The sequence below is a fragment of the Sphingobacterium sp. B29 genome (genome assembly GCF_001952815.1).
GTDB classification, from domain to species: Bacteria; Bacteroidota; Bacteroidia; order Sphingobacteriales; family Sphingobacteriaceae; genus Sphingobacterium; species Sphingobacterium siyangense.
This window is the reverse complement of record NZ_CP019158.1, coordinates 2,764,660-2,783,838: the sequence shown is the minus strand read 5'-3', so window position 1 is coordinate 2,783,838 and position 19,179 is coordinate 2,764,660. Positions and strand designations below refer to the sequence as shown.

Annotated in this window: 19 protein-coding genes and 1 tRNA gene; 10 read left to right on the top strand and 10 right to left on the bottom strand. The window is 40.2% G+C overall.

The window, feature by feature from the left end; genetic code table 11:
- Positions 1–167 precede the first annotated feature (167 nt).
- The 3 genes from BV902_RS11455 to BV902_RS11445 form a co-directional block, all read right to left on the bottom strand.
- On the bottom strand, positions 168–908 hold the full coding sequence (locus tag BV902_RS11455) for a phosphatase PAP2 family protein (RefSeq protein ID WP_075994728.1): 741 nt from the start codon (positions 906–908) through the stop codon (positions 168–170).
- A 232-nt stretch (positions 909–1,140) separates the two neighbouring features.
- Positions 1,141–2,412, bottom strand: a complete 1,272-nt coding sequence (locus tag BV902_RS11450; RefSeq protein ID WP_075992039.1) for a glucose-1-phosphate adenylyltransferase — start codon at positions 2,410–2,412, stop codon at positions 1,141–1,143.
- Between the two features lie 251 nt (positions 2,413–2,663).
- Positions 2,664–3,122: a hypothetical protein gene (locus BV902_RS11445; RefSeq protein WP_075992038.1), complete on the bottom strand. Its 459-nt coding sequence runs from the start codon at positions 3,120–3,122 to the stop codon at positions 2,664–2,666.
- A 254-nt stretch (positions 3,123–3,376) separates the two neighbouring features.
- Here BV902_RS11445 and BV902_RS11440 point away from each other — a divergent pair, with 254 nt between their 5' ends.
- The gene (locus BV902_RS11440; protein ID WP_075992037.1) at positions 3,377–3,985 is read left to right on the top strand and encodes a methyltransferase domain-containing protein; all 609 of its coding nucleotides are present in this window, start codon (positions 3,377–3,379) and stop codon (positions 3,983–3,985) included.
- Here the strand turns inward: BV902_RS11440 and BV902_RS11435 are convergent.
- Positions 3,969–5,501 (bottom strand): SulP family inorganic anion transporter, encoded by a 1,533-nt coding sequence (locus BV902_RS11435; RefSeq protein ID WP_075992036.1) that lies wholly within the window; start codon positions 5,499–5,501, stop codon positions 3,969–3,971. The genes BV902_RS11440 and BV902_RS11435 overlap by 17 nt on opposite strands.
- Positions 5,502–5,734: 233 nt before the next feature.
- Between BV902_RS11435 and BV902_RS11430 the strand changes: the two genes are divergently transcribed.
- The gene (locus BV902_RS11430) at positions 5,735–7,135 is read left to right on the top strand and encodes a DUF3943 domain-containing protein (protein WP_172840666.1); all 1,401 of its coding nucleotides are present in this window, start codon (positions 5,735–5,737) and stop codon (positions 7,133–7,135) included.
- Positions 7,136–7,175: 40 nt separating this feature from the next.
- On the opposite strand, the gene BV902_RS11425 is transcribed toward BV902_RS11430, so the two are convergent.
- On the bottom strand, positions 7,176–8,543 hold the full coding sequence (locus BV902_RS11425) for a L,D-transpeptidase family protein (RefSeq protein ID WP_075992034.1): 1,368 nt from the start codon (positions 8,541–8,543) through the stop codon (positions 7,176–7,178).
- 196 nt (positions 8,544–8,739) lie between these two features.
- Positions 8,740–9,750 (bottom strand): class 1 fructose-bisphosphatase, encoded by a 1,011-nt coding sequence (fbp, locus tag BV902_RS11420; protein WP_075992033.1) that lies wholly within the window; start codon positions 9,748–9,750, stop codon positions 8,740–8,742.
- A 176-nt stretch (positions 9,751–9,926) separates the two neighbouring features.
- Between fbp and BV902_RS11415 the strand changes: the two genes are divergently transcribed.
- From BV902_RS11415 to BV902_RS11400, 4 genes are all read left to right on the top strand, one after another.
- Entirely contained in the window at positions 9,927–10,253 is a 327-nt protein-coding gene (locus BV902_RS11415) for a hypothetical protein (RefSeq protein ID WP_075992032.1), read from the top strand.
- Positions 10,254–10,510: 257 nt separating this feature from the next.
- Positions 10,511–13,261 (top strand): heavy metal translocating P-type ATPase, encoded by a 2,751-nt coding sequence (locus BV902_RS11410; RefSeq protein ID WP_075992031.1) that lies wholly within the window; start codon positions 10,511–10,513, stop codon positions 13,259–13,261.
- A 55-nt stretch (positions 13,262–13,316) separates the two neighbouring features.
- Entirely contained in the window at positions 13,317–13,595 is a 279-nt protein-coding gene (locus BV902_RS11405; RefSeq protein WP_075992030.1) for a lipopolysaccharide assembly protein LapA domain-containing protein, read from the top strand.
- 141 nt (positions 13,596–13,736) lie between these two features.
- A tRNA-Lys gene (locus BV902_RS11400) sits at positions 13,737–13,809 on the top strand.
- A gap of 93 nt (positions 13,810–13,902) precedes the next feature.
- On the opposite strand, the gene BV902_RS28450 is transcribed toward BV902_RS11400, so the two are convergent.
- Genes BV902_RS28450 through BV902_RS11390 form a run of 3 tightly spaced genes read right to left on the bottom strand, consistent with a single transcriptional unit; the run spans position 13,903 to position 15,075 of the window.
- On the bottom strand, positions 13,903–14,034 hold the full coding sequence (locus BV902_RS28450) for a hypothetical protein (protein ID WP_257787019.1): 132 nt from the start codon (positions 14,032–14,034) through the stop codon (positions 13,903–13,905).
- A complete protein-coding gene (locus BV902_RS11395; RefSeq protein ID WP_075992029.1) occupies positions 14,034–14,246 on the bottom strand; it encodes a hypothetical protein in 213 nt (70 codons plus the stop codon). The genes BV902_RS28450 and BV902_RS11395 overlap by 1 nt, the downstream gene beginning before the upstream one ends.
- Entirely contained in the window at positions 14,236–15,075 is an 840-nt protein-coding gene (locus BV902_RS11390) for a class I SAM-dependent methyltransferase (RefSeq protein ID WP_075992028.1), read from the bottom strand. The genes BV902_RS11395 and BV902_RS11390 overlap by 11 nt, the downstream gene beginning before the upstream one ends.
- Before the next feature lie 463 nt (positions 15,076–15,538).
- Here BV902_RS11390 and BV902_RS11385 point away from each other — a divergent pair, with 463 nt between their 5' ends.
- The 4 genes from BV902_RS11385 to BV902_RS11370 all read left to right on the top strand — a co-directional run bounded on the left by BV902_RS11385 (position 15,539) and on the right by BV902_RS11370 (position 18,647).
- Complete coding sequence (locus BV902_RS11385) at positions 15,539–16,207, top strand: hypothetical protein (protein WP_075992027.1); 669 nt, start codon at positions 15,539–15,541, stop codon at positions 16,205–16,207.
- Between the two features lie 112 nt (positions 16,208–16,319).
- Positions 16,320–16,895, top strand: coding sequence for a Crp/Fnr family transcriptional regulator (locus tag BV902_RS11380; protein WP_075992026.1), 576 nt, complete (start codon positions 16,320–16,322; stop codon positions 16,893–16,895).
- 74 nt (positions 16,896–16,969) lie between these two features.
- A complete protein-coding gene (locus BV902_RS11375; RefSeq protein WP_075992025.1) occupies positions 16,970–17,788 on the top strand; it encodes an alpha/beta hydrolase in 819 nt (272 codons plus the stop codon).
- Entirely contained in the window at positions 17,775–18,647 is an 873-nt protein-coding gene (locus BV902_RS11370; protein WP_075992024.1) for an EamA family transporter, read from the top strand. Before BV902_RS11375 ends, BV902_RS11370 begins: the two co-directional genes overlap by 14 nt.
- Here BV902_RS11370 and BV902_RS11365 read toward each other — a convergent pair.
- On the bottom strand, positions 18,628–19,053 hold the full coding sequence (locus BV902_RS11365; RefSeq protein ID WP_075992023.1) for a hypothetical protein: 426 nt from the start codon (positions 19,051–19,053) through the stop codon (positions 18,628–18,630). The two genes, BV902_RS11370 and BV902_RS11365, sit on opposite strands and share 20 nt — an antisense overlap.
- Between the last annotated feature and the right edge of the window lie 126 nt (positions 19,054–19,179).

Genomic DNA, 19,179 nt, shown 5'->3' with positions numbered 1-19,179 from the left:
GGACATAGCAGTCCCGATCTTCAGGTTGAACACCTAAAAACTGTAGTAAACACAGGGATTTAAAGTGGATTTATATCCCTGTACGAATAATATCTAGGAAATTTTATTTTCAGGTGAGCCGAGTACGAGCAATGTAGAGGCTCCTAATGGGGCTTAAAAATAAGAGCCTAAAACTGTAAGCTGGCATTTAGACAAAATTGCCGCCCATTATAGGTTGGTAATACCACATAACTCTTTTTTGAATTCTGCAATCGACTGTCTACCAGCGGTAGCAACCAATAGGCGATTTTAGTACTTAAGATACCAACTCCAGCTCCCATAGCGATATCCGAGAACCAGTGCTTATCATTGTGCATCCGCAGATAACCGGTACCTGCGGCAACAGCATACCCCGCTATTCCGTACCAAATTGACTCCTGTCTGTATTCCTGCCAAAGCAGTTCCGCACCAACAAATGCAGTGGCAGCATGCCCTGAAGGAAAGGAATTGTTCGCTGAACTATCCGGTCGCCATACAGGAATGGTCGATTTCATAATTCTCACGGTTGAAGTCATGATAATATTGGAAACTGTTGTTGTGAACAGGCGTTGTTTAAGGTTATGTTTCGCAGGTACCCCAACCGCATCCAGCACAAAAACTCCGGCAGTTCCAGCAAAACGGGTGAAATCGTCCAACTTAATTTTTTGATTGTTCCCTCTCGAAACGCCGTCTCTAATGTCTTCATCTATCCCTTTTAAAAAGGGATTCCCTTTGGCAACGATACCATAGGTGATCAATCCTACAGGAACAGCCAGTTCTTTGTAAGGAATTTTCTTAAAAAAATGAGATCCGCTGCTCGAATCCGAAGGTTGTTCCAACTGGATCTGCGCAAATGAGGTAACCGGCATTACAAAAAGTAAAACCAGCATACAATAAAAAACAATCTGTTTCCTGTAATCGATCATTTTAGCCTTAAAAAATTTTATAATGCGCAAAGATAATATTTATAAACTAGCTCTTTGACAGTATTACTCCATACAGCACGACAATATTGGGCATCAATCTCCATTTTATCATTAAAACAAAGGAGAAAGCAACGAAAGTCTGCTGTTTACGCAATTTATATAAACAGCAGACTTTAACTTCAACATATACAAATGATCAAAATCCTATCGTAACACCGTTGGCAATGATAGCATCTTTTTTAACAACAACGATACCGTCACAGATCATATGCGTATCAAAATCGCCATCATTCAAGCCCGGTCCACCAATGATACGAACGTCATCTCCAATACGGCAGTTCTTATCCAGGATTGCATTTTCAATATAACAACGTTTACCGACGCCTACTGGTGGTGGTTTTTGTGTATTTCCCAATTCCAGTACTTCTTCCAATTGCTCATAGTAATCTGTTCCCATCATGTAGGTCGATTTAATAACCGTCCCTTCACCAATACGGGAGCGTATCCCAATAACAGACCTTTCCAGTTTATCTCCATTTAAAATACATCCATCGGCAATTACCGTATTATTTAAAGTCGTTCCTGAAATTTTCGAAGGCGGAAGCATCCGCGCACGTGTATATACGGTCTCATTAAACAAGTTGAAATCCGGAATGTCATCGGTTAATCCGATATTGGCATCAAAAAAAGATTTGATGGTCCCGATATCGGTCCAATACCCCTCAAATTGGTAGCTCAATACCCGAAGTGCTTCAATGGCATCCGGTATAATTTCCTTGCCAAAATCCATCCCCGGGTTGGCAATTAAAAGGTTGCGCAAGATGTTTTTTGAGAAAACATAGATCCCCATAGATGCCAAATAATGCCTTCCCTGCTTATGCAAAACCTCGGAGACCTCTGAGGTCCAATTTAATACTTCGTCCTTATCGGGCTTTTCGACAAAAGCGGTAATTTCATTCGCTTCATTCGCTTTTAAAATACCAAATCCTGTAGCATCCTTACCATTGACCGGTATAGTCGCAATGGTAACATCACCCCCATTTTCAACATGGAAGTCAATCAGCTTCGAATAATCCATTTGGTATAACTGATCACCAGACAAGACAAGAATGTAGTCGTAATCTACATTCAGGAGATGTTTCTGCGTTCGCCTAACAGCATCAGCCGTGCCCTCAAACCAACGATCGCCCTCATTGGTCTGTTCAGCAGCCAAGATGTCAACAAAGCCCTTACTGAAAATACTGAAATTGTAAGAATTTTTGATGTGTGTGTTCAAAGAGGCTGAATTGAACTGCGTCAGTACGAAGATCTTATTATAGCCAGAATTCAAACAGTTCGAAATCGGAATATCGACCAAACGATATTTTCCAGCTATTGGAACCGCTGGTTTCGACCGTTGCTGTGTCAATGGGAAAAGGCGCGACCCTCGACCTCCTCCCAATACAAGGGAAACTACTTTGTGTATCATACCTCAATCCATTAATTGGTTATAAAATTGTTATCTTCAAGAACAAGGACCTGATCAGGTTTAGTCTCGAAATTCTTTAAATTCAGGTTTAAGAATCCTTATTAAATTAGCAATTTTCCGGATAAGAAGCAAACAACAATTTTAATCAATGATTCTTTTCACAAAAAAGTAATTCTAGAAAAACGAGCAGAAACATGCTTAATTTTAACCGATTAAAAGGCGATGATGACAAGTCCGTGTCTCCCATAGGTTTAATATCCAAATAGACCACTGAATAAAAAAAGGCAGTAGATATAGCCAACAAGTAATAGGTTAACACCTATTTGCGGATATTTCTTTTGGGTAAATAACCATAGGATCTCAATAAAGGCATAAATGGACAACGGTGCTGCAAGACTGACGGTCATAAAATAGAGTAAATATCCAGCCCCCAAAGCATCATTTTGTTGTTTAAGAATCAAATATGGGACAAGAAGTAGCAGAAAGGCGATACAGACTACAGAAAATCGAATAAAAAAATGTCGTTTTAGTTTTCGATCCCCTTTAAGAGGTTTATACATAAACAGTGTTGAGCCCGATATATAGAGTGATAACAACAAATAACCGATATAGTGATGCGCGCTCTCCAAACCATTCCAATCTTGATTAGCGTAGGCAAGACCAACAATTAGAAATAAAACAATAAATAAAACTACTTTAATATAATTCATCTAAAAACATGAGGGGATTATCCCTACTAGAGTAATTGAACGCTATAAATTTTAATATCGTATGGAATACAAGTGAATTTCAAGATTTCTCTCCAATACGACATCTTGCCAATCGAACTTTGACCACAATAGTCCAAATCAACTAAATAAAATCAACTTCCGAGCGGGTAGCTAAAAGCAATTTTCAGCAAAGAGAAGCACCCTATTAACCTAATATTTATGTAAATTGCTAAAGCATATAGAACAAAACAGCTATGAATTCTTCACTATTGGATGGAAACTATTGGGATGAACGTTATAAGAACAAAGCAACAGGCTGGGATATTGGTTATGCCTCTCCTGCTATTATCAACTATGCAGCGGAGTCTATTGCGAAAGATGCCTCTATTCTAATTCCCGGTTGTGGAAATGCTTATGAAGCAAAGGCTCTACTTGACATGGGGTTCCATCAAATTACCTTACTTGATATCGCTCCGACCCTCGTTGCGAAGGTAAGAAAGGAGTTCGCCAATACCCCTCAGATCCAAATTGTATGTCAAGATTTTTTCCAGCACCTGGGTCAGTACGACTATATAATTGAGCAAACATTTTTTTGTGCACTGGATCCTTCATTACGCCCCAGCTACGTACAACAAATGCATACTTTGCTCAAGCAGCAGGGTATTCTGACGGGTTTATTGTTCAAACGGGATTTTGCGCAACAAGGACCACCTTTCGGTGGAGATCAAACGGAATATCAACAATTATTCGCATCGCAATTTGACATTTTACAGCTGACAGATTCAACCAACAGTATTCCCCAAAGACAGGGAAATGAACTTTTTTTTGAGCTGCGCAAAAAAGAGTCTACTTGCCCGGCATGACCCGATAGGTTGGATCTTCCATGATATTGACCTTCACAATGCCCGCAGCATTTTTTAACAAAGAGCGACAATCTTCACTGAGGTGCCTCAATTCGATTTTTTTCCCTTGTGCAGCGTAGCGTTCGGTAATTTTGTTGAGTGCATCCACGGCGGACATATCCACCACACGACTTTCCTTAAAATCTAAAATCACGCGCTCAGGATCTTCCAAAACATCAAATTTATCCAAAAAATTAGCTGTCGAACCAAAGAAAAGAGGTCCATAGATTTCATAATGCTTGATGCCCTCGGCATCCAAATATTTTCTTGCCCGAATGCGCTTCGCATTATCCCAGGCAAATACAAGTGCGGATACCACTACACCAATCAGCACCGCAAGCGCCAAATTATGTAAAACCACGGTAATTCCGGCGACAATAATCCCAACGAAAATATCTGATTTGGGAAATTTATTGACAATCCGCAAGCTCACCCATTGGAAGGTTCCAATGGCCACCATCATCATCACACCGACCAGCGCGGCCATGGGTATCTGCTCAATAAAAGGAGCACCTACCAAAATAATCACTAAGATGGTCATCGCTCCTATAAAAGAAGAAAGTCGCGTGCGTGCACCAGCGTTTAAATTGACCAGTGTTTGAGCAACCATGGCACAGCCACCCATTCCCCCAAAAAATCCATTGATTGTATTGGCTATCCCCTGCGCCATGGATTCGCGGTTTGCATTTCCCTTACTCGCCGTTATTTCGTCCACCATGTTCAGTGTCAGGAGCGATTCCACCAACCCTACTCCGGCCATCACCATAGAATACGGAAAAATCAGTTGCAATGTTTCCCAGCTCAGGGGTACATTAGGTAAATGTAGATGGGGTAATGTCCCACTAACAGAGGCAATATCTACTACTTTTTTGGTATCAATACCTAAAAGAGAAACCAGACCAAATACAACCAGAATAGCGATTAAAGAGGCCGGAACAGCCTTCGTTATCCGAGGAAATACAATCACAATCAACATCGTCAGCAGAGTCAATCCCCCCATGATGTATAAGGTACTTCCCGACATCCACTCCGCCCCCTGCCCGGTATTCACCTTAAATTGGACTACTTGAGCCATAAAAATGATAATGGCCAGTCCATTTAAAAAACCGTACATAACAGGCTGTGGAATCAAGCGTACAAATTTCCCCCATTTAAAAAGCCCGACTAAAAATTGCAGGAGCCCCGCCAAGACGACAGCAGCAAACAGGTAATCAATACCGTGACTTGCCGCCAGGGCCATCAATACAATTACTGTTGCGCCAGCACCTCCCGAGACCATCCCTGGCCTACCTCCCAAAACGGAAGTGATCAAACCCATTAAAAATGCTGCGTAAAGTCCGGTCAAGGGTGGTAGCCCGGCTAAAATTGCAAATGAGAGTGATTCCGGAATCATTGTCATTGCGACCGTTAATCCTGCAAACAACTCATTCTTAAGATTAATCGATTTTATATTGAATATTTCAAAGGTATGGTTCATTTTTAAATTACTAGAACAGGATAATTGCCGCAAAGGTACTAATCACACAAACACTTTTCCCCTATATTTGTTATTCTTTACAAATTTTATCGCAAAACAGTATGTTCATTTCGATCAAACAATGCATTAACCAACGTCATTATAGTCTATTAATATGTATCTTTTTGTTGCTTGTCCAGCTCGGGAGTATAGAACCTAGTAAGGCTGCATTCCTACCAGCTAGAGATTCCTTAATGACTTCAGATAGCCTATTTCGAGCGAAACCTGTCGAAAAATATCCCATGTACCACGATAAGCAACCACGACTTTGGAACAATCATCTTATCAACGTAAAACAAACAGACAGTCTATTCGACTACCAAAAGAAGAACTTCTTAAGGGCGGGAATTGAGTGGTTTTCCATCCAAGCTATTCCTGCGTCGGTTAATTACTTCATTCGAAAAGATCCTGTTTCGCATATTTCCTTTAAAAACTTCTTTAGCCATTTAAAACTGTCTGCCTGGACCTGGGACGACAATCTCTTTGCCACAAATCAAATGGCGCACCCTTATCACGGTCAGTTTTATTTCAATTCGTTCCGATCCAACAACTATAGTTTTCTACAATCGACAGCAGCAACCGTAGCTGGTAGCTATATCTGGGAAACTGCAGGTGAAACAGAACCACCATCCATCAATGATATCATCAACACAAGTTTTGGTGGTACTATTTTAGGTGAAATGACCCATAGACTATCGCATCATATTCTTTCGCGCCCGAGTCTGACCAAAGGACAACGTAATAAAAAAGAACTATTGGCCATGCTGATCAATCCGATAAACGGACTCAACCGTCTGCTCGACGGGCGCTGGGGAGATAAGGTAAAAGGTGCGGTGGTCGACAGTTCTTTAGTACACACCGAAGTTGAATTGGGGCTAAGACGGTTTGATGCCAAGGAACATGACATCTTGAATAAAGGAAAGAATGACATCTATGCGCGTATCAAACTGATTTACACCAACGATGATCTAGACAAAAAGAAACCCTTTGATGACTTCTTCCTCAATTTGGAACTTGGATCAGATGATAGTTCCATCGTCAATGCGGTCAATGTGTATGCCTCGTTATACGGTAACCGTATTTTATCCAATTTGACAGGACGTCATCGTGGTATCGTGTCTGCGCATTTCGACTTTCTACGCAATGAAGCCTTTTACTATGGGTCACAGAGTATCAATTACAATGTCTTTTCAAACTTCAATATTGGTAGCCGTACCAAGCTGACAACCATCCTTGGTGGTGGTCCAGTGGTACTGGCCGCTGTACCCGATCCTTATCTCCATTTTGGTGAAAGCCGCACATACGATTATGGCCCCGGAGCCGATGTTAGGGCTTCAGCCACATTGAGCACATTAAACCGCTTTAAATTTGGTGTAGATTATCGTGGCGGATATTTTGTCACAATCAGTGGCAACAAATCCCACCATTTTCTACATACGGCATCCACGAGTGCTTCAATGCGTATCTGGAAAAATTTCGGTGTCAATCTTTACTCCGGTTACTTTAGATTGGAAGGTCATTATCAAGACCATAACAATGTCAACAAAGACTATCCTTTTGTCCGGATAGCACTAGCCTACAACTCTGAATACTAGCGATAAAAAAGGCTTAACTAAATGAGTTAAGCCTTTTTGATTAATTTGTCCAATATTTCTTTAACGCTTCCTTCAAACGCGGATCATAACCATATATATCCGGATAAGTAACGATTTTCCCTTCGTCATCCAACCAGGTTGTATAGTAGGTGATATAAACTGGCATCTGCCGTTTAAGTGTTACCCAACGTGATTTTGAGATCGAATCTGTGGTAATTTCTTTTGCAATTTTTTCGGCCTGTTTTTCATTATTGACAAGGTATGACGCCAAATCAACGGGTTTTTCAACACGCACACAACCGTGGCTGACGGCGCGATTGCTCTGCCCAAACATTTGTTTTGCAGGCGTATCGTGAAGGTAAATGGAATAGGGGTTCTCAAACAAAAACTTCACATTCCCCAATGAATTATCCGAACCAGGATTTTGTTTAAAACGAAAATTCTCCACAGAATCCGAATTCCAGTTGACCGTTGCAGGGTCCACTTGTTTTCCTTTGTAATAAGCCACCATATTGCGCGATGCCAGATAGTTTGGATTATTTCGAACGCTTGACAATAACTCTTTCTTGACAATACTGCTTGGAATATTCCATACAGGATTTACTTGCATGGCATCCAACACCCCTTGCATGACAGGCGTCTCGTGATTCTCACCTTTCCGCGTATAGGCGGGATTATCAGTTTCACCTACACACACATTCATCAGTTGACTTGTCTTCCCTTCTTCCATAATATGTAACCGTTGTTCAGGTATGTTCACAAATACATATTTCTCCGGAAAAGCATCTCCCATCCAGCGCAATTTTTCCAATACCATTAACACCTGGCTTCGTTGTGCACTGTTTAGGTTCCCGTTTTCCAATAGATCCTGAAACCTGGTGTAATACTGATTTTTAGGTTGGATATCGGTCAACACAGTTCCAATTTTTACACTATCCAGCATTTGTACAACTTTGCCATAGCTCATACGCTTTTGAGGAACGAAATATCGTCCATAAAGGCGTTTGGGGTTGACCACACCATATTTTATGCTGCTAATATAAGCCACCAGCCCATCAGTACTCAATAAGTCAAGTTTGGCCAATAAGGGATAAACTTCAGCAACATCTTTGGTTTTCAGTTTTCGAAGCGAAGATAATGTTTCCTTAATCGCAGCCGTATGGAAATAACTAGTTCGAATACCATGCGCATCGCTTCGTTCAAAGTACGTTAACATGGTGTCGATACTACCGTCAAAAAGGTGTTCGGCAATTAAAGTCATCCCTTCAGTAGAATCCGATAATTCCTTCATCCAGCTCGGATTAACCAATTGAGGTTTTTCCTTGCCATACACTTCACGGAAGACTTTTACATAAGCTGCTGTGTCAAAATCCTTATAGGACTTATTTTCAAACTCTTTCGCCAACACATCGCCATAAGTCGGAGGATTATCTTTACAAGAAAAAAAATACTACTGAAACAAATGAAATAAAAACTAAAAATCGTAACATATTACAAATCGTGAAAAAGAAATGGCTTCGCAATAATGAAGCCATTTTCTGAGGACAAAGATAAATAATTCTTATTGTCTAAAGAATCTTACCTGTCATTGAATCACTACAGAATCAATCACTGTATTTTTCCAGGAAATCTTCCAGCAATTCCACCATATCGGTATTACCCAAAAAAGCTGCTGATCGCTGATGCAAAGTTTTTGGCTCAATATCTAGTATACGCTGAGATCCATTCGAAGCTTTACCCCCTGCCTGCTCAATGATGAAGGCAATTGGATTGCACTCATACATCAATCTTAGTTTACCATTAGGGTGCGCAGAAGTCGTTGGATAAAGAAAGATGCCCCCTTTGAGGAGATTGCGGTGTATATCGGCGACCATTGAGCCGATATACCGCGATGCATAGGGGCGTTGCGTTGCACTGTCCTCCATTTGGCAATATTTGATATATTGCTTAACGCCGTTTGGAAATTTGGAATAATTTCCTTCGTTAATCGAATAAATTTGACCCGAAGCCGGAATTTTCATATCGGGATGGGATAAACAAAACTCGCCGATCGAAGGATCCAATGTGAATCCGTTTACGCCCTTTCCTGTTGTGTACACCAACATAGTTGAACTACCATAGATTACATAACCTGCAGCGACCTGTTTCGTTCCATGCTGTAAAATATCATTGCTATTACAAGAAACACCCGTATCAGAAATTCGTCGATAAATGGAAAAAATCGTCCCCACAGATACATTAACATCGATATTGCTTGAGCCATCCAGCGGGTCAATACACACAATATATTTCGCATTTTTGGAAACCCCTGATTGGATATACACTGGATTTTCATGTTCCTCTGAGGCAACTACACAGCATTCTCCCCCACTTTGAAGCGCTTTGATAAACTGCTCATCGGCATAAACATCCAGTTTCTTTTGTCCCTCGCCCTGCACATTGACCTGTCCTGCATCGCCTAAAATATCAACCAATCCCGCTTTATTAACCTCTCTATTTACAATTTTTGCTGCGATTCCAATATCGCGCAGTAGTCTGGAAAGCTCCCCTTTAGCATACGGAAAATCGGCCTGTTTTTCAATGATAAATTGACCTAGTGTAGTTATACCACTCATAATGTTGTTTTATTGGATATTTGTTGCACAAAGCTAAAAAAGTTAAACAAACTTTAGCAAATACATCCTTCTCATATTTAGCATTTTAGCAGAATAAATACGCAATCGATTGCGCTATGTTTTGAAATCTCTTCTTTGCTAAAACGATTATTAGCTATTAAAAAAATAAAAAAAGGTTGAAAGCAGTGGATAAATTTCAAATAGCAACGATTAGAAAAAAAACAATAAATGCTAAGTATTTGGTAATTTTGGCTAAATATTCTGATACAATGCAACAACTAATACAACTCATCGAAAAGGAAAAATTAGGCAATCAGCCGGCAACACAGCACACGTTGATCATCGACGATAAGCAAGTGATTCACGGTGCTCTTTTCCTAGTAAAAACCGCCCGAAAAATATTTAAATTGATGATCCCGGCGCCTTTTCACGAAGCAGTTCTGAAAGAACAAGTAACCATCAATACATTGATAAAACATCCCCAAGTAATGCTACTGGCTTAATCAAAGGGAAATTCCCCTATCCCATACCTATCCCCAGAGCAAACAAAACATAGTTCGGTTGTGTTTACCATAGCGTAGTTTCGCTGTTTTTTTTACACCATATTTCGTTTCCGGAAGACTATAACGCTGGTTCGACCTAGAAAATGAGAGCAAACCGGAAGCACATATTATCAACGGGAAATTTTACAAGAAAACCCGGTAAAAGTGTAAAAATCACCTCGATATAACGTTTAACTTTAGGCAACAAAGACAACGCTATGCAACACCACTATACACTTTCGGGAATGTCCTGTGATGGATGTAGAACCACAATCGAACATGCATTGAATGAGCTTCCTGGGGTTCATGCCGAGGTAACTTTAAACCCGCCAAGCATGACAGTAACATCCCAGAAACATATTCCGTTACAGCAATTACAGGAAATCATATCAAAATTAGGTCCTTATCAGCTCAGCGAAATACATAAGCATCAGGGTAATTTACAGTCCGATCAACACACTGTAGCACAAGCTTCGGAGAGATATGGCTGTCCCATGCATTGCGAAGGTGAAAAAACGTACAGCCAACCAGGAAACTGTCCGATCTGTGGTATGCATTTGGTGAAGCTCGATGCAGAAACAGCAATTAAAAATAAGCTACAAACTGAGCATGCAGCGACCTCGCATATCCAACACGAACAGCAACACAATCATTCCGCTCAGTCAAATGCCACGGTACATCAATCACAGACAATATCTACACCTGACAAAGCACATGGTCATACGTCCGCTGATCAATACGATTGTCCGATGCATTGTGAGGGCGACAAACGCTATAACGAACCCGGAAACTGTCCGGTATGCGGCATGAACCTGGAAAAGGTCCCCATGTTAAAGACAGACCATCAATATACCTGTCCTATGCATCCTGAGATTGTACAAGATCATCCTGGAAATTGCCCTATATGTGGTATGGACCTTGTGCCTATAGCCAATGGGAATGATGAGGGCGACGATCATACCTATCGTGATCTACGCATGAAATTATGGGTCTCTATCCTATTTACGGTCCCGATCTTTATACTTTCCATGGGCGAAATGCTTCCCGGTAATCCAATAGGTAAGATCATTTCGCCGAGTTGGTCTGGCTGGATTCAGCTGGCTTTATCCCTGCCGGTTGTTTTTTATACCTGTTGGTCTTTTTTTCAACGGGGCTGGGTATCTTTCAAAACCTGGCGCCTTAATATGTTTAGCCTGATTGCACTTGGTGCCGGAGCTGCGTTTGTCTATAGTTTGGTTGGCCTATTTTTTCCGCAGGTGTTCCCTGCTGAATTAAAAAATCACCATGGCTACATTGCACTTTACTTCGAATCCGTTACCGTCATATTGACTTTGGTATTATTAGGCCAGGTGATGGAGGCCAAAGCACATTCCAAAACCAATTCGGCAATCAAAGAGCTGATCAAGCTGAGCCCTTCCGAAGCTACACGCGTAGAAAATGGAATAGATAAAAAGATCGGCATAGATCAAATTCAACTCGGAGATATACTCAAAGTAAAACCCGGGGACAAAATCCCCGTTGACGGGCAGATTACGGATGGCAACAGTAACATTGATGAATCCATGCTGACGGGTGAACCTATTCCCGTAGAAAAGCAAACAGGAGATCATGTCAGTTCAGGAACAATCAATGGCGACCGCAGTTTCCTCATGAAGGCAGAACGTATCGGTTCGGACACACTTTTGGCTCAGATCATTCAACTCGTCAATGATGCGAGCAGAAGCAAGGCACCCATTCAACGATTAACGGATAAAGTATCCGAGATATTTGTCCCGATTGTCATAATCATTGCAATTTTGACATTTCTTACCTGGTGGCTTTGGGTTCCTTCCGCTTCCTTAGCATTCGGCTTTGCGAACGCACTTGCCGTACTTATTGTCGCCTGCCCCTGTGCCTTGGGACTTGCTACGCCGATGTCTGTCATGGTGGGCGTCGGCAAGGGAGCCAAACATGGGATCCTGATCAAAGATGCAAGTGCGCTGGAAAAAATGAACCAAGTAGATGTGGTACTAACAGACAAAACAGGTACCATCACCGAAGGAAAACCCACCGTTGATGATATTCAGCCAAACTCGTCAAGCAGCAAAGACGAGATATTGTCTTTGGCTGCCGCTTTAAACGCCAATAGCACACATCCTTTGGGCCATGCTATTATTGAAAGGGCAAAAAAGGAAAATAGTAAAACGGACCTTGCAGTTTCCGATTTTGAAAATGTTGCCGGCCAAGGAATCAAGGGAAACATAGCTGGACATAGCATAGCACTGGGCAATCAATTGTTGATGGAGTCTATCGGCATAGCAATCCCTCATGATATGAAACAGATGGCCGAAACCGCCCAATCCCATGGAAAGACAGTATCCTTCCTGGCAAAAGCCAGTAGCTTATTGGGGTATTTTAGTATTTCAGATCAAATAAAAGCCTCTTCGAAGCGTGCAATCCAATATCTTATACAGCATAAAGTCGATGTCGTTATGCTGACGGGAGATAATATCCATACGGCAAGGGCTGTGGCGGATCAAGTTGGCATCAAGCATTTCAAAGCCAATGCCTTGCCCAAAGATAAGTTGGAGGAAATTCATACATTACAGCAAAAAGGTCATGTGGTAGCGATGGCTGGTGATGGTATCAATGATGCCCCTGCCCTTGCTCAAGCAGATATTGGCATTGCCATGGGCACAGGTACCGATGTTGCCATACAAAGTGCTTCACTCACTTTGCTGAAAGGAGACCTTATCGGAATAGCCAAAGCAAAGGTACTGAGCCAAAAACTGCTCCGTAATATTAAGGAGAACCTGGGTTTTGCTTTCGTCTATAATATACTCGGGATTCCATTGGCTGCCGGACTTCTATATCCTTCTTTCGGAATTCTCCTGTCCCCGATGATTGCTGCCGCTGCAATGAGTTTCAGCTCCGTTTCGGTTATCTTGAATTCTTTACGCTTAAATCGTGCAAAGATCGATATCGATTAAAAACAGATATTCCCTATATTCGCTGTTAGAATAACGACATATAGTTTACAGTAACATGCGTAATATCTTTTTAGTCTTGATAACGGTTATCATCACAGTGGTGTGTGTCAAAAATCCGCAATCGGTGCAGCTCAATTTTCTCGGGGAATCACAGGTGGCACTATGGAAGCTACTATTGGCCTTTTTTATCGCGGGAATTGTATTTGTATCTCTATTGAAAATCGGAAAAAAGAAACAGCGGGCGTATGAAGAGGAAGAAATAGACGAATCGGAAGAAGAAAACAGCGACAGAAAGTCCCAATTATCGGATGAAGACCGGGAATTTCTATCCTAAATAAAAAAATAAATCACTAAAAATGAAGCGCTAAACGGCCGTAGCGCATTTTTATCGCACAAATACTTGCGTGGAATAGGGATTAACCCTATCTTTGCATCACTTCAAACAAGGAACGGTAGTTCAAAAACAAAGAAGTAAGATTCCGTAGCTCAGCTGGTAGAGCAATACACTTTTAATGTATGGGTCCTGGGTTCGAATCCCAGCGGGATCACAAAGAAAAGAGCTAATCGAAAGATTAGCTTTTCTTGTTTTAAAGCTATTAGGATTCGAAAGAAGGGGCGGCCGGGTTCGATCCAATGGAAGCTCAGGGCTGTGCTTCAAGGATAAAGTGTATAACAGCCTCCATCCGTTGTACAGCGCAATCGGTTTCAATTTCCAATTCGTTGATTGCCGTTTCCAGTTTAGACAATGTTTCATTGTAAAATTTAGCTATCATTACCTACTGTTATTTTTCTTTCTTACCCTTTTCATTAGACTATAATTACACGCTCTTTTTTCTGCATATTCAATTTTATGTTCAGCTAGAAGCTGTACAATTATTTCGTTTGTTTCATCTTCATTAAGTCCTATTTTTTTCCCGAGGTCAATTTCATTGAGTTGACCGTCATTTTCTATTAATGCTATGTAATATTTTTCTTTATTTTCCATAATTATATTTTTTTTGCACAGCTATCATCATGTGTGGACTAAAGGGTAAAAGATAGCTGTCGTTTTCAGTAACTTGAATAAGTTCCATTAATGTTCTTCGCTTTTTATTATTCAGCATATTGGCAAAGTATTCTTTATCCAACCATGCCATACCCTCAACCGCATAAGTATTTAGATAGGCTAAGCCTTGATTTATAAATTCATCTTTTAGCTGTTGTGGCTTATGATAAAATGCTTCTGCTAAAAGCCAAGGGAAATCATCGGGCGGATTGTGCATCCCCCTTATTAATTCTTCTTTGCACATGTCAAAAAATGGCTTTTTGTGAATTAAGCCGTTTAAAAGACCAACCAATGTTGATGCCGTATAATTGATGGCAAATCCCAAAATAATCCCATCATTCTTTAAAATACGTTTAGCTTCGCAAATGGCTAAATCTCTATCCTCCTTTTTTTGAAGATGATAAAGAGGGCCGTGCAGTATTATTAGGTCCGCATAATTATCTGGAAATTCCAATTTTCGAGCTTCTCCTAAATGTACAGAAAACCTGTTCTTTAATCTATTCGCTCTGTTTTGGGCTATTTGTATATGTTTTGCAACTGGCTCTACCAAATGAACTTGATGTCCTTTTTTAGCAAGCCATTCCGAATACTTTCCCGTACCACCACCAATGTCTATTATTTTTGAAGATGAAGTTGGTATATATTTTTCTACGAGTGATTTAATTCTTTCAAATTCAAATATGCCCATTCCTTTGTCAAGTCGAGTTTCTTCGGATGCTCTATTGTAAAATAGCTCTATATCTCTACTTATTAACTGTTTACTATTCATTTTTATTCATCATGTCACCACATTTTGAAATGTTGAATACACCGCAAAAGTGATAATGCAATCGATTTGATAATCGTTTGTTTTGTTTAAGATTAAGAAATAAGTCGATAGGATTATCTGTACATTAAAAACCACAAGATTTCAATGCATTAATCACTCTGTTTTTAGAGTTGTCTTTCGAGTAAGACTAGATAATATGTTAGATATAGTATAACAGACCACAAAGATAGAAAATTTGGATTAATTTTTAACGAGGAATTGGCACTAATATTCCCCCGATTAAAAATCACTATTTTCATTGATTTTTTAACAGATCTAATTTGATAGTTTTGTTATGCACATTAAATAGCACAACGGATGAAATTTTGTTTTACTACTTTTAACCTTCTTAAGTATACCTACTCATGCCCAAGATAAATTAGCTTTAACGGATTTGGTGTATCCTGATTTAATTCCGACACTCATGCAGAACAGCTTATTTGGCTACTGTGACAAATCACTAAACGTTAAAATAAAGGCACTTTTTGAAAAAGCAGAACTATTCGAAGCTGATTACAATTTCCAACTTTTCCATGTAAATAATCCCGAGATCATTAAATATGGAACAGAAGACTATGCTTGGGTACTATTCAATGGCGAACGCTACCGTATCGATAAAAAGGGAACACGAGTATATAAATACAATGCCGCCGATTTTAAAACAGGTGAAACAACAATTTATCTGTACAAAAATTCAACTGTTTATTATAGCGACAGCATAGATCAAAACACACTCTTTCAACATATCAAAGACAACCAGAGCGGAAAACAAATATTTCCGGAAGAGCAATCCATTGAGGAATTTCGCATAAAAAATAAGGCGTTGATTGAGGAAGGAGTTAAATTGATTTTCCGCCCCAAAAGAAAAGAAATACCTTACGTAGATTTTACCAGTGAGCACACTTTGTTGAAGGGAATAAAAAATAGTGAGACCAATCAAATCATTGTAAAAGCAAAATATGCAAATATTGAGGAGCTTTATAATAATCCATTACGTGAACAGCAGTATCCGCTGTTTATTGGCTATCGCGGTGACCTCGACAAGGAAATATTTGTCGGTCTGAATGGAACCGAGTACTACATCAAAGACTAGTGTAAAAATCGTTAGTTTCCAAGTTACAATCCGTTAAAGTACAATTGAAGCGATCATTTCACTAACTTTGTTAAATAGATAGATCGGTCATTTACAAAACAGTTACCTACTGATGATAGAAAAACTCCTCTTCGAAATGAATACTTATGCTGCGCTTAGCCCAGCTACGACAGAAATTTTGAAAACTATCTTTCAGGTCAAGCAGTTCAAAAAAAATGAACATATTCTACGTGCTGGAGAATATGCTAAGTACTATTATTTTATATGCAAAGGATTATTAGGTTATTATAAATCAAACGCTGATGGCAATATTATCTACAAAATGTTTTTTGAAGAAAATAGCTTTTGTGCTTCCACCGCCGCCATCATTGAAGAAACACCGAGCACCTTCAACATCATTGCACTCGAAGATGTGGAGTTAATTCAATATTCAGCCAAGGCTTTCCGTGAGCTTGTCCGCACAAAGCATGATTTGGCGCTCTTTCAGATAGCCTACCTGGAAAAGAATTGGGTGGTCAAAAAAGAACCACTTGAAATCGAGCTCAAGTGGGAATCTGCAAAGGAACGTTATCTTGAACTTCATAAGAATCAGGTGCTTTTCAAACGCCTCAAGCAGCATCATATCGCCTCCTATCTTGGTGTAACTCCCACGCAATTAAGTCGCATCCGTAAGGAATTAAAAGAATAATTCCATCAACATGTGTATACGTTTTTAAAGATTATACTGTTGAATTTTGCCTTATAGAGACAAAATTTTAAGCTATGAAAACAGTATGCACACTCCTATTTTCTGCCCTTAGCCTACCACTGGCGGCACAAAAAGTCGTTAAGACAAAAATCCATAGTGCCAAAATGGACAAAAACATTGAAACCATTATAATTACGCCCGACATGCAAGACGGGATCAATTATAAAACAGTTTTTATTCTCCATGGTTATAGCGGCAACCCCACCCGTACCGTGCAAGAAGACATTCCGGACTTAATCCAAAAAGCAAAAACATTTCAGACGATCTATGTACTACCAGATGGAAATTTCAATTCTTGGTACGTAGATAGTCCCATCGATCCACATGCACAATACACCACTTTTATAGGAAATGAACTAGTAAGTTACATCGATCATCACTACCCGACGCAACAAAACCGAAATGCGCGCGGAATACTGGGCTGGAGCATGGGTGGCTACGGAGCATTGCACATCGGCATAGCCTATCCACAGACATTTTCGATCGTCGGGAGTTCATGCGGTGCTCTTGATTTCGACCGCTTCGGACAAGCTTACCAGCAATATCAGGTAGACAAGGTATTAGGCGATTTCAAAAATCTGAACGATGTAGACCGCATCTACAGCAACGAAGATAAAATGAAGCACAATAAACAACGCTATATCCTCGATTGTGGAACTGAAGACCTGCAAATGCTGGAAATGAACCGTACATTCCACAAGCATCTGACCAACAAAAACATCGAGCATCTTTACATCGAATCAAAAGGAGGACACGACACTGCTTATTGGAGCAAATCACTATCACAACAGTTGGCTTTATTTCAAAACTACTTTCAACATGAAGGACTATAAATCGACGCTCTATGTTGCTGCCGGCGCTTGCAGCTATGGACTGCTCGCAACAATTGTGAAATATGCAAACCATTTAGGGATACATACAAGTCTGTTGACCTTTCTGCAGTTTATGTTTGGTTTTCTCTTTCTGTTGGCCTTTAATCTGTTGTCAAAGCGTAATGTAGAAGAACATAACGCCATCAAATTTTCATCAAAAATTAAACTGATGGTCTGGGGCATTTCCCTTGGTCTAACAACAACACTTTACTATCTCTCCATCCAATATATCCCTGTATCCGTTGGAATTATTTTACTGATGCAATCCATTTGGATAAGTTTGGTTGCAGAAGCAGTGCTGTTGAAAAAGTTTCCGTCAAAAGGCAAGATAACAGGAGTTATTATTGTTTTGCTCGGCACGACCTTAGCAACCAATCTCTTCCAAAACAATAATGACCTTGACTACAGAGGAATAATACTGGGTTTCGGAGCGGGAATAAGTTATGCGCTGGCAATTTATGCTTCAAGCACAGTGGAAAAAGAGCTGCCGAGTCCGATACGTAGCCAATTCTTGGTCTTAGGCGGACTGCTGCTCATCGTCGCATTTTGGAACATTGATATTATTCGGTATATGCAACCTAATGCATTAGCGTGGGGATTATTGATTGCCATTTTTGGAACGATTCTTCCACCCTTACTATTTACAAAAGGAATCCCAAAAACCGGCATAGCGATGGGAAATATTATTTTAAGTCTGGAGATCCCTGTTTCAACCTTATCTGCCATGTTGGTTCTACAGGAAGTTGTATCGGGATTCCAATGGTTTGGCATACTCCTGATTTTAATGGCTGTCATTATAATTAATGTTGGTAAGCCGTAGTAGTCAGCCAATGATTAGATCTATTATATTGCCATAAGATCAGTCCCCATACCGGAACTATGGTTGCAGCCATGTGGAGCATTTCAAATATATTGGATGCTCCGCCAGCTTGGATCAGAAAGGACGAAAACAATAGGCTAATAGCGGCGGGCAATAAAACAAAGGATAGTACCCGTGCGAGCCTACTGCTTCTGAATTGCTTATTTAGATTTAGAAAAATAGATATCGTACCAATCGCAATACAAAGTGCCACGAATGAAAGCAACAATTCTGTAAAAAAGGGCATGTAGCAACGTGCTCTTTTTGCAGCCGCATTATTTGCCTGAAGTATGGCTGTAAGGACAAAGGTAGTCAATACACTAAACCCTATAATTCGCAGGAAAATAAAACTTAGCTTCCTTTTCATCAGCACAATATTTTAAAATAAATAAACAAAGCGGCGAATAGGCCTGAACTCCTCGTTCCCTCCTATTCCCTTTAATACATTTCGACCAGTTCCTGCGGGGAGCGGCAATCCCAAAACTGATTTCAA

Bases quoted from the DNA above. Each gene is read 5' to 3' on its own strand.
- BV902_RS11455 (WP_075994728.1), bottom strand. From the start codon at position 908: ATGCTGGTTTTACTTTTTGTAATGCCGGTTACCTCATTTGCGCAGATC.
- BV902_RS11450 (WP_075992039.1), bottom strand. From the start codon at position 2,412: ATGATACACAAAGTAGTTTCCCTTGTATTGGGAGGAGGTCGAGGGTCG.
- BV902_RS11445 (WP_075992038.1), bottom strand. From the start codon at position 3,122: ATGAATTATATTAAAGTAGTTTTATTTATTGTTTTATTTCTAATTGTT.
- BV902_RS11440 (WP_075992037.1), top strand. From the start codon at position 3,377: ATGAATTCTTCACTATTGGATGGAAACTATTGGGATGAACGTTATAAG.
- BV902_RS11435 (WP_075992036.1), bottom strand. From the start codon at position 5,501: ATGAACCATACCTTTGAAATATTCAATATAAAATCGATTAATCTTAAG.
- BV902_RS11430 (WP_172840666.1), top strand. From the start codon at position 5,735: ATGACTTCAGATAGCCTATTTCGAGCGAAACCTGTCGAAAAATATCCC.
- fbp (WP_075992033.1), bottom strand. From the start codon at position 9,750: ATGAGTGGTATAACTACACTAGGTCAATTTATCATTGAAAAACAGGCC.
- BV902_RS11410 (WP_075992031.1), top strand. From the start codon at position 10,511: ATGCAACACCACTATACACTTTCGGGAATGTCCTGTGATGGATGTAGA.
- BV902_RS11405 (WP_075992030.1), top strand. From the start codon at position 13,317: ATGCGTAATATCTTTTTAGTCTTGATAACGGTTATCATCACAGTGGTG.
- BV902_RS28450 (WP_257787019.1), bottom strand. From the start codon at position 14,034: ATGATAGCTAAATTTTACAATGAAACATTGTCTAAACTGGAAACGGCA.
- BV902_RS11395 (WP_075992029.1), bottom strand. From the start codon at position 14,246: ATGGAAAATAAAGAAAAATATTACATAGCATTAATAGAAAATGACGGT.
- BV902_RS11390 (WP_075992028.1), bottom strand. From the start codon at position 15,075: ATGAATAGTAAACAGTTAATAAGTAGAGATATAGAGCTATTTTACAAT.
- BV902_RS11385 (WP_075992027.1), top strand. From the start codon at position 15,539: ATGCAGAACAGCTTATTTGGCTACTGTGACAAATCACTAAACGTTAAA.
- BV902_RS11380 (WP_075992026.1), top strand. From the start codon at position 16,320: ATGATAGAAAAACTCCTCTTCGAAATGAATACTTATGCTGCGCTTAGC.
- BV902_RS11375 (WP_075992025.1), top strand. From the start codon at position 16,970: ATGAAAACAGTATGCACACTCCTATTTTCTGCCCTTAGCCTACCACTG.
- BV902_RS11370 (WP_075992024.1), top strand. From the start codon at position 17,775: ATGAAGGACTATAAATCGACGCTCTATGTTGCTGCCGGCGCTTGCAGC.
- BV902_RS11365 (WP_075992023.1), bottom strand. From the start codon at position 19,053: ATGAAAAGGAAGCTAAGTTTTATTTTCCTGCGAATTATAGGGTTTAGT.